The following is a 14,915-nucleotide window of genomic DNA, read 5'->3' as shown; positions in this document are numbered from 1 at the left end:
CGCGGCACCGTGCAGGTGCCGCGGCCCTCTCGCGTGAGAGGCGCGGCGCCGGCACCCGCACGGGCGGGATGCCGACGCCGACGCTGCTCAGTAGGCGGGGCGCTCCTCATCGGGGACGACCGTCCCCGCGGCGGCCGCCTCGACGGCCTCGTGGACGCTGCGCAGGTCCGCCGGGGCCGACGGACGCGAGAGGCGCTCCGCCTCGGCCACGGCGTCGCGCTGGGCGGCCGACGGCGCGTACGCCGAGCCCTCCTCCCCCGCACGCGCGGCTGCGCCTTCGGCGCTGCCGTCCGCCTCGTCGGAGCCGACGAAGCGCTTGACGAGCGGGCCGATGAGGTCCATCGGCAGCGGGAAGACGACCGTCGAGTTCTGGTCGGCGCCCAGCTCCAGGAGCGTCTGGAGGTAGCGCAGCTGGAGCGAGGCGGGCGACTTCGAGAGCGTGTCCGCCGCCTGGCGCAGCTCCTCGGAGGCCTGGAGCTCGCCGTGGGCGTTGATGACCTTGGCACGGCGCTCGCGCTCGGCCTCCGCACCGCGGGCCATGGCGCGCTGCATCTGCTCGGGAATCTCGACGTCCTTGATCTCGACGACGCTCACCTCGACGCCCCAGGGCTCGGTCTGCGTCTCGATGATGTCGCGCAGGTCCGCGTTGAGCGCGCTGCGGTGGGCGAGCACCGTGTCGAGGTCGACGCGGCCGAGGACGCTGCGCAGGGTCGTCTGGGCGATCTGGGAGGTCGCGATCGCGTAGTTCTCGACCTCCATGACGGCCTTGACCGGGTCGATGACGTTGAACAGGACGACGGCGTTGACGCGCGCCGGCACGTTGTCCTCGGTGATGACCTCCTGGGGCGGGATCGTCAGCGTGACGACACGGGTGTCGACGCGCTCCATCCGCTCGAAGAGAGGGATGACGAAGTGGAGCCCGGGCTGCGCGATCGGCCGGAGCCGGCCCAGCCGGAAGACGATGCCCCGCTCGTACTGGCTGACGATCTTCAGGCCGAAGACGAGCAGCAGGATGATGAGCACGATCACCACGATGATGAGCGCGACGGACATGGTCATGAGAGTGACTCCTCGTTGGAGGTGGACGTGGTGGTGGCGGGGTTCCAGGCCGAGGCCCATGACCGCCGCGGCTCCTCGGCGGCCCCGCCGTCGGCGCTCCCGCCTGACAGGCCGGTGAAGCGGCCCTTCCGGGAGCGGACGGCGGCGAGGTGCGCGAGCTCGGGCTCGGCGGCAACGGCAGCGGCCGGCGCGGCCGTCGGGTCGGCGCCCGCACCGGCGTCGTGCAGGAAGGAGACCGTGACGGCCCGACCGGTGGAGCGGGCCTCGGTCTGGGCCTGCGCGATGCGCTCGGCGGCCTCCCGCACGGAGCGGTAGCCGCTGGGGCGCCCACCGATCGTGACGGGGACGGGCCCCGCGACGGCCGCCCGACGGGCGGCGCCCGCGGCGACGTGCTCCGCGGAGCCGACGTGCGGGAGGTGCTTCGGCGCGTTGTCGGGGGTGTTCCACAGGTGCCGGGCGAGCGGGTAGGTCCCGCCGAGCATGAGCGCGAAGGTCGCGCCCAGGAGGACTCGGTCGGCCGCCCCCCGGAACAGCACCATGAGCGAGAGGCACAGGAAGCACCCGACCGTGGCGATGACGAGGGCGACGCCGCGGTGGAAGCGGCCCGCCTCGGAGTAGGGCCAGGGGTCCACCGGCTTGGTGATCTCACGGGGCCCAGGGGTGGGCGAGCACGTGTCCTTCGACGGGCAGCGCCCGCAGATGGCGTGAGCGCCCTCGTAGCGGATGACGCGCTTGTCCGGGTCGAAGGCCGTGGGCCAGAGCCACTGGTCCTCGTGGCACTTCCACCCGTCGACGTCGTCGTGGTAGACGAAGTCGGCCTGGCGCCAGTTGAGCGAGCGCCGGGCGCTGCGCGACCCGAGGACATCCACGAGCCACGCAACGCCCAGCAGGACCAGTGCGTAGGCGGCGACGAGCCACACGCTCAGGTCGGGGACCGACATCAGTCGTTCAGCTCCGCGCGCTCGCCCTTCCACGCCGTGGGCGTGGTGTCGAGCTCCTCGTAGAGCGCGTCCTCGGCGAAGGTGTCGACCGTGCGGCCGTGGCGCCAGTTCTTGACGCCGAGGAACGCGATGTAGAGGTACGGCAGGGCGCCGCCGAGGATGAAGATGAGGTCACCCGGCATGCGTCCCCACTCGATGATCGTGTTCGTGTGGTTCGTGATGTAGGTGAGCTGGCGGGCCTCGAAGTAGCCCGTGCCGACGGCCTCGTTGAGCTGGAGGATGCCGAGCGGCAGCAGGGTCGCGAAGCACATCCAGGCGAGGCCGATGTTGAGGCTCCAGAAGGAGACCTTGGCGAGGCGCTCGGGCCACTTGTCCTCGGGGATGAGGTAGCGCAGCGCGAACATGCCCAGGCCGAGGGCCATGAAGCCGTAGACGCCCATCATGGAGGCGTGCGCGTGGTTGGCCGTCAGGGCCGTGCCGATCTCGTAGTAGGAGACGATGGGCAGGTTGACGAGGAAGCCGAAGACGCCGGCGCCGAGGAAGTTCCAGAAGCCGACGGCCACGAGGTACATGACGGCCCACCGGTGCGGGAAGGGCTTGGCCTCCTTGCCCTGGCGGTTGGCGCCGAGCTGCATGAAGGCCCAGGCCTCCACGGTGAGGAAGGTCAGCGGGATGACCTCCGCCGCGGAGAAGAAGGCGCCGAAGGCCATGTTCTCCACCGGGGTGCCGGAGAAGTACAGGTGGTGCATCGTGCCGATGACGCCGCCGGCCGAGTACAGGATGATGTCCATGTAGATGATGCCGAGCGCGATCTTCTCACGGACGACGCCCATGAGGACGAAGAAGTACGCGACCATGACCGTGGTGAAGAGCTCGAGGAAGTCCTCCACCCAGAGGTGGACGACCCAGAAGCGCCAGAACTCGGCGACGGACAGGTGCGTGTCGGTGCGGGCCATCATGCCGACCGCGTAGAAGGCCGGGATGGCCAGCGCGGAGAACATGAAGAGCCACGGCATGTTGGCGACGTGCTCGTTCTTGAGCCGGCCGCGCATGGCGCGCCAGATGATGAAGACCCACACGAACATGGCAGCGGTCAGCAGCACCTGGAAGAGGAACGGCAGGTCGAGGTACTCCCACTGCTGGGCGAAGATCGGCCCCTTGGCCCAGGACACGCCGTGCTCGGAGGCCGCCTCGGCGAGGCAGGACAGGACGACGACGGCGGCGGCGGCGATGAGCAGGACCCACGTGAGGACGTGCTGCTTCCTGGGCTCACGGCGCGCGATGAAGGGCGTCATGAACAGGCCGGCGGCGAGCAGGCCGATGGCCGTCCAGAACAGCGAGAGCTGGACGTGCCAGGTGCGCGCCAGCGAGTAGGGGATCCACTTGGCCATGTCGAAGCCGAAGAAGCTGAGGACGTCGGCCCGGTAGTGCTCGGCCAGCGCCCCGACGAGGGTCTGGACGACGAACAGGGCGGCGATGGTGAAGACGAACCAGGCGACGACCCGCTGGGACTTGGTCAGGCCGATCTCACCGGGCTGGCGGAAGGACAGGGCCGGGGCCTCCTCCGAGTGCCAGCCGATCTTCGCGCTCCAGCGGCCGTAGATGGCGAACATGATGCCGATGCCGCCGATGAGGACGATGAGGGAGATGACCGACCAGATCATGAGGTCGCCGGTGGGCGAGTTGCCCACGAGCGGCTCGGCCGGCCAGTTGTTCGTGTACGAGTAGTCCTTGCCGGGGCGGTCCGCGGCGGAGGCCCAGGCGGTCCAGCCGAAGAAGGCGGTGACCTGCTGCACCTCGGTCGGGTCCGTGATGAGGTCGGGCTTGAGGCCGTTCTTCTGGGCGTCCGGGCCGAACATCTTGGTGTAGTACTCGACGGCCTGGTTGTAGGCCTCGACCTGCTCATCAGTCCACACGAGCGTGCCGGTGGACTCGTCGTAGCGGTTGGTGCGGAGCATGATCTTCATGCTCTCGGCGGCGTCGGCGTCGCCGGACTGCTCGAGCTGCTTCTCGACGGAGAGTGCCTCCATGCGGAGGTACTCGGCGGTGAAGTCCGGGCCGAGGTAGCCGCCGTGGCCGACGATCGTGCCGTACTCCATGAGGCCGCGGGCCTGGAAGATCTCCTGGCCCTCGGTGATGTCCTGGGTGGTGAACAGGGTCTCACCCGACTCTGTGACGACCTTCTCGGGCTGGGGCATGGAGTCCGAGTAGGTGCGCCACGCGAGCATGCCCATGACCGTGAAGCCGAAGAGCATGACGAGGGCGACCGCCTGGATCCAGCCCTTCCCGATGAGGCGCTGGGTGCGGCCCGGCGCCCCGTCGGTCTGAGCGACGGTTGACATTGAGGGATACCTCCGTGGGAAGGGACGTGACAGGGGTGTCGGGACCAAGGTAACGCGATGGTCTCGACCGTGAGCGCTGGCTCACGGCGGCCGGGGGCCGAGCGGCGGCGCCGCACCGACAATTACTCCGACCCACCCCGTATCTAATCACGCCATGGGCACGTTCAAGCACGGGAGGCGCAGCCATCCCGCCCCTGAGAGCCACCAGGGGCGACCTGGCGACGTCCGGTCACCGGCACCCACCCCCGAGCACGCACCGACCTTGGGACCATTGTCCCGAATCGACCCTGCCGAGCGCATCGAATGCACGCACACGCCACCCACCACGGCGCCCGACCGCACGAACCACCACAATTAACCGGCGCCCATCAGTAGAATTCGGACTGTCACAGGTTCACGACCCCAACGAGCCATCCCTCACCCCGAAGGAACGACGGTGTCCCCTCTTCTCATCCATGCCGCGCAGGCCGCGGCCGACGCGGCGGAGCAGTGCGTCGACACGAACACCTTCCCCATGTGGATCCGCTTCACGCACCTCGTGAACTTCATCCTCATGGGCATGCTCATCCGCTCCGGCATCGAGATCCTCGCCTCGCACCCGCGCCTGTACTTCAACGACCAGTGCACCCCGGGCTCCGAGTGGATCCGCTTCACCAAGGACAAGGTCCCGTGGGAGGAGGGCGCGTTCACGGCCCGCGACGACCAGCGCGACCTCTCCCCCCTCATCGCCCTGCCCGGTCACGCCAAGATCGGCCTGGGCCGCGCGTGGCACGGCATCGCGACGACCCTGTGGATGCTCAACGGCTTCATCTACGTCGGCTGCCTCATCGCCTTCGGCATGGCGGGTCGCCTCGTCCCGACGAGCTGGAGCATCTTCCCCGACGCCTGGCACTCGCTGCTGACCTACCTCCACCTCCAGGCACCGTCCCTGTGCGACTTCACCCCCTACGACGGTCTGCAGCAGCTGGCCTACTTCGCCATCATCTTCATCGCGGCGCCTCTCATGATGATCACCGGCCCCGCCTTGTCCCCCGCCGTCATGGGCCGCTTCCCCTGGTACGCGAAGATGCTCCACAACCGCCAGACGGCACGCTCGCTGCACTTCCTGGGTCTGGTCATCTACCTCGGCTTCGCGCTCGTCCACATCACCCTGGTCTTCGTCGTCCACCGCGACCACAACCTCACCCACATCGTCTACGGCCACTACGACCCGGCCAGGGCCGGCTCCGCCCTCGCGATCGTCCTCGTGACCGTCGCCCTCGTCGTCGCCTTCTGGATCGCCCAGTCCTACTGGACGCTGTCGGACCTCCGCCGCAGCCAGCGGATCCTGTGGGGCGCCACCCGGCCGGTCAAGAGGCTGACGATCGACCACTTCTCCTCGACCCAGCGCAGCAAGCAGGTCTGGACGGAGAAGGACATCTCGCCCTTCCACTGGATCAACACCCGAACGCCCTCCATGGACGAGTCCGAGGAGTGGCACGAGCTCGCCGCCAACGACTTCAAGGACTTCCGCCTCGAGGTCGGCGGCATGGTCTCCCAGCCGGCCTCCTTCTCCCTCGACGAGCTGCGTGAGATCGCGACCCAGTCCCAGATCACCATGCACACCTGCATGCAGGGCTGGACAGGCATCGCCAAGTGGACCGGTATCCGGGTGCGCGACCTGCTCGCCCAGGTCGGCGAGATCGACCCCGAGGCCAAGTGGGTCATGTTCGAGTCCTTCGGCAAGGCGCAGCACATGCACGACGGCCGTCCCGTCGAGCCGTACTACACCTGCCTGCCGCTCGACCTCGCGTTCGAGGATGAGACGATCCTCGCCTGGAACCGCAACGACGAGCCGCTCTCCGGCATGTTCGGCGCCCCGCTCCGGCTGCGCTGCGAGTCCGGCCACGGCTACAAGATGGTCAAGTGGGTCCGCTCCGTCACGATGATCCGCGACTACCGCGAGGTCGGCGACGGCATGGGCGGCACCCGCGAGGACTCCGGCTACCAGGACGTCGACGCGCGCATCTGACGCGCTCGGGACACCGCCGCTGGGGCGGGGCCACCACACGGTGGCCCCGCCCCTCGTCGTGCCCGCAGCCCAGGTCCCTGGACCGTCACGCATCCCCACCCCACCCCTGCGTGGTCGACCGTCTGTGCACCCGTCGGCCGTCGGACTCCCGCGCGTCAGACGGCCGAGCAGCGATCTGACGATCGACCAGGGAGGGCCCGGCACGACGACGGCGGGGCCGGCCACCCGAGGGTGGTCGGCCCCGCCGTCGTGCTCAGCCGGGAGTCCCGGCAGGCGCGCTCGCGATCAGTCGCGCGGCTTCTCGCGCATCTCCCAGGTCTCGATGACGTCGCCCTCGGCGATGTCCCGGAAGCCCAGGTTGATACCGCACTCGTAGCCGTCGCGGACCTCGGTGACGTCGTCCTTCTCGCGGCGCAGCGTCTCGATGGTGAGGTCGCCGTTGACGACCACGCCGTCGCGCACCAGGCGGGCCTTGGTGCCGCGCTTGATGATGCCGGAACGGACCAGCGAGCCGGCGATCGAACCGAACTTCGAGGAGTGGAAGACCTGTCGGATCTCGGCGGTGCCGAGCTCGACCTCCTCGTAGACCGGCTTGAGCATGCCCTTGAGGGAGGCCTCGACGTCCTCGATCGCGTTGTAGATGACCGAGTAGAACTTCATGTCCACGCCCTCGCGGTCCGCCAGCTCGGTGACCCGCTCGGCCGGACGGACGTTGAAGCCGATGATGACGGCGGAGTCGACCGTGGCCAGGTTGACGTCGTTCTGCGTAATCGCACCGACGCCGCGGTGGATGACGCGCAGGGCGACCTCCTCGCCGACGTCGATCTTGAGCAGGGAGTCCTCCAGCGCCTCGACCGCACCCGAGCTGTCGCCCTTGAGGATGAGGTTGAGGGTGTCGACCTTGCCCTCCTTGAGGACGTCGGAGAGGTTCTCGAGCGAGACGCGCTTGCGGCGCTTGGCCAGCATGGCGGCGCGCTCGGCGGCCTCGCGCTTGTCGGCGATCTGACGGGCGGTGCGGTCGTCGGGGGCGACGATGAAGGAGTCACCCGCACTCGGCACGTTCGTCAGGCCCAGGACGAGGGCCGGACGCGCGGGACCGGCCTCCTCCAGGGAGTTGCCGTGCTCGTCGAACATAGCGCGCACGCGGCCGTAGGCGGCCCCGGCGACGATCGGGTCCCCGACGCGGAGCGTGCCGCGCTCGACGAGGATCGTCGAGACGGCGCCGCGGCCCTTGTCGAGCTTGGCCTCGATAGTGACGCCTCGGGCGTCCGTGCTCGGGTTGGCGCGCAGGTCCAGGGCGGCGTCGGCGGTGAGCAGGACGGCCTCGAGGAGCCCGTCGATGTTCTGACGCTGCTTGGCGGAGATGTCGACGAACATCGTGTCGCCGCCGTACTCCTCGGGCACGAGACCGTACTCGGTGAGCTGACCGCGGATCTTCTCCGGGTTCGCGCCCTCCTTGTCGATCTTGTTGACCGCGACGACGATCGGCACGTTGGCCGCCTGCGCGTGGTTGAGGGCCTCGACCGTCTGCGGCATGACGCCGTCATCGGCAGCGACCACGAGGATGGCGATGTCCGTGACCTCGGCACCGCGGGCACGCATGGCCGTGAAGGCCTCGTGACCGGGGGTGTCGATGAAGGTGATCGGGCGCTCCTCGTCGTTCAGGTGCACGCGCACCTGGTAGGCGCCGATGGACTGCGTGATGCCGCCGGCCTCGTCCGCGACGACGTCCGTGGAGCGGATCGCGTCGAGGAGCTTGGTCTTTCCGTGGTCGACGTGGCCCATGACCGTGACGACCGGGGGACGCGGGAGCAGGTCCTCGTCGTCGAACTCGGCCTCCTCGGCCTTGAGGTCGATGTCGAAGGACTCGAGGAGCTCGCGGTCCTCGTCCTCGGCGGAGACCATCTGGATCTCGTAGCCGAGCTCGGCGCCGAGGAGCTGGAAGGTGTCCTCGTCGACGGACTGCGTGGCCGTGACCATCTCGCCCAGGTGGAAGAGCACCGTGACGAGGGCCGCCGGGTTCGCGCCGATCTTCTCAGCGAAGTCCGTGAGCGTGGCGCCCTGGCGCAGGCGCAGGGGGGTCGACCCGTCCCCGCGGGGGACGATGACGCCGCCGATCGACGGCGCGCCCTGCTGCTCGAACTCCTGCCGCTTCGCGCGCTTCGACTTGCGCCCGCGGGTACGACCGCCGCCGCGCCCGAAGGCGCCCTGGGTGGAGCCGCGTCCGCCGCGACCGCCGCGGGGGCCGCCGAAGCCGCCGCCGCGAGGACCGCCGCCGGCTCCGCCGCGGCCGCCGCCGGGACGACCGCCGCGACCGCCCTGGCCGCCGCGCGACGGGGCGCCTGGACGACCGACGGAGGAGTGGCCCGGCATCATGCCGGGGTTCGGGCGCGGACCGCCGGGACGGGGACCGCCCTGCGGACGAGGACCGCCGTTGCCGGCGCCGGCGGGACGGGGACCGCCGTTGCGCGCGCCGGGACGGGGGCCGTCCTGCGGACGCGGGCCGCCGGAGCCGCCGGGACGGGGCATGCCCTGCGAGGAGGCGAAGGGGTTGTTGCCCGGGCGCGGGGCACGGTTGCGGCCGCCCTGACCGGGACGGGGGCCGCCCTGACCACCCTGACGTCGGTTGCCGCCGGGACGGGGCATGCCCTGCGAGGAGGCGAAGGGGTTGTTGCCCGGGCGCGGGACGCCGGGACGCGGGCCCGGGGTCGGCGCCGAGCGGCGCGGACCGGGCGTCGGCGCGCCGGAGCGCTCCTGGCGCTCGCGCGGGGCCTCGGCCGCCGGCTTCGCAGCGCGCGGGCCGGGGGTCGGCGCGTCGGAGCGGTGCTGCTCCGGCTTCGCGGACGGCTTGGGAGCCGCGGGCGCCTCGGAGACGACCTTCGCAGCGGTAGGGGCCGCAGGCTTCCGCGCCGCGGGCGCGGCCGGCTTCTGGGCCGCAGGTGCGCTGGGCTTGGGCGCCGGGGACGGCTTGGGGACGGCGGACTTGGCGCCGCCGTCGGAGGCTCCGGCCTGCGAGCCGAAGTGCTCGCGGACACGACGGGCCACGGGCGGCTCGACGGCCGAGGAGGCCGCCTTGACGAACTCACCCTGGTCCTTGAGCCAGGCCAGAATCACCTTGGACGTGATCTTCTTGCCAGAGGGGTCGAGCTCCTTCGCGAGCTCGTGAACGCGTGGTTTTGCCACTTTTCTCCTGTCCGGTTGCCCGTCCCCGAACAGGGACGGGCGCTAGTAGAGGCAGCTCATCGCTGGGTACTCATCGGGTGCCCATCGGCTTCCTACCCGCCTTCTTAATCGGTCGTGCCGGCCCCGTCAGGGGCCGGTGTCGTGGGGTCATGACCCGCCCGTCTCGCGGTCGAGCCACTGCCTCACGGGGGTCGCATCCGGCGATCCGCTCACGCGCAGGGCGCGCCCGAAGGCGTTCCTGCGCTCGGCGAGGGCGAGGCACTCGGGATCCGCGTGGATCCAGGCGCCGCGTCCGGGCTCGACTGCCCGGGCGTCGACGGTGAGCGCGCCGCCCCGCGTCACTACCAGGCGCAGCAGCTGCGCCCGTGGCGCCCTGCCGCGGCAGCCGACGCAGGTGCGCTCGGGCACGTGTGAGGTGGTTGCCACCCGGCCGTGTCCTTCCGCTCGCTGCTCGTCCACCGCGCGGTCCGGCTGCTCCTGCGCCAGGCGCGCCTGGGCGCGCCGGGCGTCCGGAGGGACGCCGGACCTACGAGGGTCCTGTCAGAGTCTAGCCGAGACGCTGCTCAGGCCTCCTGGCCGAGGTCTGAGGGACCTGTCACGTCGTCGGCGCGGGAGCCGCGCCCGGGGGCGACCTCGCCGGACTCGGCGTCGGCGTGGATATCGATCTTCCAGCCGGTCAGCCGCGCGGCGAGGCGGGCGTTCTGCCCCTCCTTGCCGATGGCGAGGGAGAGCTGGAAGTCCGGCACGACGGCGCGGGCGACCTTCTCCTCGGCGTCGAGGATCGTCACGGAGGAGACGCGGGCCGGGGACAGCGCGTTGGCGACGAAGCGCGCCGGCTCGTCGGAGTAGTCGACGATGTCGATCTTCTCGCCGCCGAGCTCGGCCATGACCGCGCGGACGCGCTGACCCATCGGGCCGATGCAGGCGCCCTTCGCGTTGACGCCGCGCTGGCGCGAGCGGACGGCCATCTTGGTGCGGTGCCCGGCCTCGCGCGCGATGGAGACGATCTCGACGTCGCCGGAGGCGATCTCGGGGACCTCGCGCTCGAAGAGCTTCTTGACCAGACCGGGGTGGGTGCGCGAGAGGATGATCTGGGCGCCCTTGAGGCCGCGGGAGATCTCGATGACGAAGGCGCGGACGCGGTCGCCGTGACGGTAGCGCTCGCCGGGAACCTGCTCGTGCGGCGGCATGATGCCCTCGTGCTCCTCGTCGAGGCTCACGTAGACGATGCGGGGGTCACGGCCCTGCTGGACGGTGCCGGAGATGAGCTCGCCGGTCTTGTCCTTGAAGGTGCCGAGGACCTCGAAGTCGCGGCGGTCCTGGATGCGCTGGACGATGACGGAGCGGGCGGTGGCCTGGGCGATGCGGCCGAAGTCGTCCGGGGTGTCGTCGAAGTACTCGCCGGTGGGCTGGTCGTCGTCGTCGACCTCGGGCGCGAGAACCGTCATGTGGCCCGACTTGCGGTCGATCTCGACGTGGGCACCCCGGATGGCGCCGGGGATCTTCGAGTAGGCGCCGAGGATGGCGTCCTCGATGGCGGGCAGGAGGGCGTCCAGGTCGATGCCCAGCTCGCTCGCGGCGCCTCGCAGCTCCGGCATGTTGATGTCCATGGGTTCCTCTCTCCTCCGGTGAGGTGGGCGGGCGGTGGGGCCCGCCGGACCGTGCGTGACGGCCCGTGAGTCGGTGGTGGTGGGGCGCGCCGTCGTGGTCGGGCGCGCCGGCGGGTCAGAGGACGACGACCATCCGCGCGCTCTCGACGTCGGCGACGGCGACGGTGCGCGGCTCGCCGTCGACGACGAGCGTGAAGGAGTCCTCCCCCGCGTCCTCGACGGTGCCGGTGACGGTGCCGTCGGCGGTGGTGACCTCGGCGTCGTGGCCGACGGCGCGGCGGAACTCGCGCGGAGTGGCGAGCGGGCGCTCGGCGCCGGGCGTGGAGACCTCGAGGGTGTACTGGCCCTTGACCGGGTCGGCCTCGTCCAGCGCGTCGGAGACGGCCTGGGTGATCTCGCCGAGGGGGTCGAGGTCGAGGTCGCCCGGGCCGTCCGAGAGGTCGACGACGGCGCGGACCGTCGAGTACTTCCCGGCGCGCGTCGTCTCGACGCGCTCGAGGTGAGCCCCGGCGTCCTCGACGACGGGAGCGAGCAGGGCGGTGAGCGTGCTCTCGAGCGCGTCCGCGGCCTTCGCGTTCTTCGCCATGGGGCTTCCTCCCGGTCGTGGGCGTGGTCGGTCGGGGTCATGGTACCCGGCGTGCGAGGATCGGGACGTGCACCCCTTCGACAGCACGGAGCCCGAGTCCGGCGCCGCCCCCGCCTCAGCAGCGCGCGAGGGTGCGGAGCCCCGCCCTCGTTCACTGAGCGGGAAGGCGCGAGCCGGCCGTCGTGCCGAGCTCGTACGGCGGACGGGGGCGATCGGGCTGGCGGCGCTTCTCGTCGCGACGGGCGGCTGCTCACTCAGGGTCGGGTCGAGCGCCCCTGACGCGCTGCCCACGATGTCCCAGGCGGAGTCGACGCGCGAGGCGCTCGCGAGGGACGCGGTCCTCATCTCCTCGGAGGCCTCCTCCGTGGCGGACGGCGGCGGCGCGGCGGACGACGACGTGCGGAGCCGGGCGGCTGCTCTCGCGAAGGCGGCCGAGGAGCAGGGCCAGGCCCTCGGGGGCGTGTGGGAGCCCTGGGCGAGTGCCCCTCCGAAGGGATACCCGACGGCGACGCCCGTCGCCACGGCGAGCGTCGGCTCAGGGACCGCCGAGCTCGTGGACGCCCTCGAGCAGGGCGTGGGCCGGGCGCGCAAGGCGGCACTGGCCGCGACCGACGCCGACGCCGCCTCCCTGTACGCGTCGATCACGGTCTCGTGGTCGGCCGCGCTGGCGGCCCTCTTTCCTCACGACAAGGCCGTCGTCGCCGCGCCCCGTGACGCGTCCTCGATGACCGAGGCGCTCTCGGGCGAGCGCCTCCTGACCTACGACGCCGCCCGCTACGCCATGGAGGAGGTCGCCGCGCGGACGTCGGGTGACGACCGCACGCGCGCCGTCGCCGACTCGAAGGCGGCCGGCGACGTGGTCACCGCATCGGTGGCCCTCGGCGGCGCGGACACGCGCCTGGCCGCCTACGCCGGGCCCGCCGCGGTCGATGGTGCGAGCGCCGACGTCACGTGGGCGCGCCAGGCCTGGACCGACGTCGTCGACGCCGAGGTCGCGGGGATCGGGTCGGACTCCGGCAAGGCCCGTGAGACGGCGCTCGACGCGGCGGTCGACGCCGCGGAGCGCGCCGCGGCGTGGGGCGCGAGCACCCCCGCGCTGCCAGGTTGGACGGACGGCGCGACGGCGTCCGCGACAGGGACGGCGTCCCCGACAGCAACGACGGCGTCCAGCGCACCGGCGCCGGCGGCCTCCCCCTCGCACTGACCGCAGGGAGCGCGCGGGGCGGCAGCGCACCGGGAGCGCGACGACGCCCGCGCCCCGATCAGTGAGTCACTGCCGGAGCGCGGGCGCCGTGCTGCGTGTCGCGACCGCCTGAGGGCTCAGGCCACGTCGTCGGCGGTCGGGGCGGCCGCGAGGGCCTCCTCGACGGCCGCGGAGACCTCCGCGGCGCCGTCGTCGACGGGCACGCTGCGGCGCTCGCCGGAGCGGCGGTCGCGGATCTCGATCGTGCCCTCCTTGGCGAGGTCGCGGCCGACGACGACCGTGAAGGGCACGCCGAGCAGCTCGGAGTCGGCGAACTTGACGCCCGCGGAGACCTTGCGGCGGTCGTCGTAGAGGACCTCGTAGCCGACCTCGTCGAGCTGGCCGGCCAGGGCCCTTGCCGCCTCGAAGACGGCCTCGTCCTTACCGGTCGCGAGGACCTGGACGTGGAAGGGCGCCACCTGGATCGGCCACGCCAGGCCGTGCTCGTCGTGGTACTCCTCGGCGAGGGCCGCGAGCGCGCGGGTCACGCCGATTCCGTAGGAGCCCATCGTGACGACGCGGGCCTTGCCGTTCTCGTCGAGGACGGTGAAGCCGAGGGCCTCGGCGTACTTGCGACCGAGGGCGAAGATGTGCCCGATCTCGATGCCGCGGGCCAGCCGGAGCGGACCGGAGCCGTCGGGGGCGGGGTCGCCCTCGCGGACCTCGGCGGCCTCGACGGTGCCGTCGGCCTCGAAGTCGCGGCCCTTGACGAGGTGGAGGACGTGCTTCTTGACGGCGTTGGCGCCGGTGACCCAGCTGGTGCCGTCGACGACGCGCGGGTCGAGGAGGTAGCGGACCGAGCCGGTGAGGACCTCGCTGCCGTCCTCGCCCTTCTCGACGCGGCGCAGCTCGGAGTTGGGGCCGATGGCGGCGGGGCCGATGTAGCCGCGGACGAGCTCGGGGTGCTTCTCGAAGTCGGCGTCGGCGGCCATCTCGACCTCGGCAGGGGCGACGGCCGCCTCGAGGCGCTTCATGTCCACCTCCCGGTCACCGGGGAGGCCGACGACGAGGAGCTCGCGGGAGCCGTCCGGATGGGTGAGGGCGACGACGACGTTCTTGAGCGTGTCGGCGGCGGTCCAGGCCCGGCCGTCCTCGCGCGGGTACTCGTTGTTGAGGAGGTCGACGAGCGAGTCGATGGTGGGGGCGTCGGGGGTGTCGACGACGCGGGCGGCGGGCTCGTCGGAGGCGTCGACCGGCTCCGGGGCGACGGTCGTGACCGCCTCGGCGTTGGCCGCGAAGCCGCCGTCGGAGCGCACGAAGGTGTCCTCGCCGATGGGCGAGGGGTGGAGGAACTCCTCGGAGTGGGAGCCGCCCATGGCGCCCGCCATGGCGTTGACGGGCACGTACTCCAGGCCCATCCGGGTGAAGATGCGCTCGTAGGCGTCCCGGTGCCGCTGGTAGGAGGCCTCGAGGCCGGCGTCGTCGACGTCGAAGGAGTAGGAGTCCTTCATGATGAACTCGCGGCCGCGGATGACGCCGGCGCGCGGGCGGGCCTCGTCACGGTACTTCGTCTGGATCTGGTAGATCGAGGCGGGCAGGTCCTTGTACGAGGAGAACATGTCCTTGGCGAGGAGCGTGAACATCTCCTCGTGCGTCGGGGCGAGGAGGTAGTCGTTGCCCTTGCGGTCCTGGAGCTTGAAGAGCGTCGGGCCGTACTCGTCCCAGCGGTCCGTCGCCTTGTAGGGCTCGGCCGGCAGGAGGGCCGGGAAGCGGACCTCCTGGCCGCCCATGCGGTTCATCTCCTCACGGACGATGCCCTCGACCTTGCGCAGCACGTTCAGCCCCAGCGGCAGCCAGGTGTAGATGCCGGGCGCGGTGCGGCGGATGTAGGCGGCGCGGACGAGCAGCTTGTGGCTGTCGACCTCGGCGTCGGCCGGGTCCTCGCGGAGGGTACGGATGAAGGCGGTGGACATTCGCTCAAGCACGCGCCGATCCTACGT

Annotated in this window: 9 protein-coding genes and 1 pseudogene; 2 read left to right on the top strand and 8 right to left on the bottom strand. The window is 71.4% G+C overall.

Translation table 11 applies throughout. The features are described from left to right. Positions 1–261 precede the first annotated feature (261 nt). From IXW69_RS08735 to IXW69_RS08725, 3 genes and pseudogenes are all read right to left on the bottom strand, one after another. Positions 262–1,059, bottom strand: a pseudogene (locus tag IXW69_RS08735) (slipin family protein); the annotation flags it as partial. Beyond that, on the bottom strand, positions 1,056–2,000 hold the full coding sequence (locus IXW69_RS08730) for a hypothetical protein (protein ID WP_194785949.1): 945 nt from the start codon (positions 1,998–2,000) through the stop codon (positions 1,056–1,058). The pseudogene IXW69_RS08735 and the gene IXW69_RS08730, both read right to left, overlap by 4 nt. After that, positions 2,000–4,342 (bottom strand): nitric-oxide reductase large subunit, encoded by a 2,343-nt coding sequence (locus IXW69_RS08725; RefSeq protein ID WP_194785948.1) that lies wholly within the window; start codon positions 4,340–4,342, stop codon positions 2,000–2,002. Before IXW69_RS08725 ends, IXW69_RS08730 begins: the two co-directional genes overlap by 1 nt. Before the next feature lie 436 nt (positions 4,343–4,778). Here IXW69_RS08725 and IXW69_RS08720 point away from each other — a divergent pair, with 436 nt between their 5' ends. Beyond that, positions 4,779–6,353, top strand: a complete 1,575-nt coding sequence (locus tag IXW69_RS08720; RefSeq protein WP_323745255.1) for a molybdopterin-dependent oxidoreductase — start codon at positions 4,779–4,781, stop codon at positions 6,351–6,353. A 285-nt stretch (positions 6,354–6,638) separates the two neighbouring features. Here the strand turns inward: IXW69_RS08720 and infB are convergent, their stop codons facing one another. From infB to IXW69_RS08700, 4 genes are all read right to left on the bottom strand, one after another. Then, positions 6,639–9,536 (bottom strand): translation initiation factor IF-2, encoded by a 2,898-nt coding sequence (gene infB / locus IXW69_RS08715; RefSeq protein WP_194785947.1) that lies wholly within the window; start codon positions 9,534–9,536, stop codon positions 6,639–6,641. A gap of 147 nt (positions 9,537–9,683) precedes the next feature. Continuing rightward, positions 9,684–9,962 (bottom strand): YlxR family protein, encoded by a 279-nt coding sequence (locus tag IXW69_RS08710; protein ID WP_194785946.1) that lies wholly within the window; start codon positions 9,960–9,962, stop codon positions 9,684–9,686. A gap of 137 nt (positions 9,963–10,099) precedes the next feature. Further along, the gene (gene nusA / locus IXW69_RS08705; protein ID WP_194785945.1) at positions 10,100–11,146 is read right to left on the bottom strand and encodes a transcription termination factor NusA; all 1,047 of its coding nucleotides are present in this window, start codon (positions 11,144–11,146) and stop codon (positions 10,100–10,102) included. 115 nt (positions 11,147–11,261) lie between these two features. Beyond that, positions 11,262–11,732, bottom strand: coding sequence for a ribosome maturation factor RimP (locus IXW69_RS08700; RefSeq protein WP_194785944.1), 471 nt, complete (start codon positions 11,730–11,732; stop codon positions 11,262–11,264). A gap of 67 nt (positions 11,733–11,799) precedes the next feature. Between IXW69_RS08700 and IXW69_RS08695 the strand changes: the two genes are divergently transcribed. Continuing rightward, positions 11,800–12,936, top strand: coding sequence for a DUF4439 domain-containing protein (locus IXW69_RS08695; protein ID WP_194785943.1), 1,137 nt, complete (start codon positions 11,800–11,802; stop codon positions 12,934–12,936). 116 nt (positions 12,937–13,052) lie between these two features. Here IXW69_RS08695 and IXW69_RS08690 read toward each other — a convergent pair whose 3' ends face one another. Further along, on the bottom strand, positions 13,053–14,900 hold the full coding sequence (locus IXW69_RS08690; protein ID WP_194785942.1) for a proline--tRNA ligase: 1,848 nt from the start codon (positions 14,898–14,900) through the stop codon (positions 13,053–13,055). Between the last annotated feature and the right edge of the window lie 15 nt (positions 14,901–14,915).

Origin of the sequence: Actinomyces haliotis (assembly GCF_015355765.1) — a bacterium.
Lineage (GTDB): Bacteria > Actinomycetota > Actinomycetes > Actinomycetales > Actinomycetaceae > Actinomyces > Actinomyces haliotis.
This window is presented reverse-complemented; position numbering and strand designations above follow the sequence as displayed.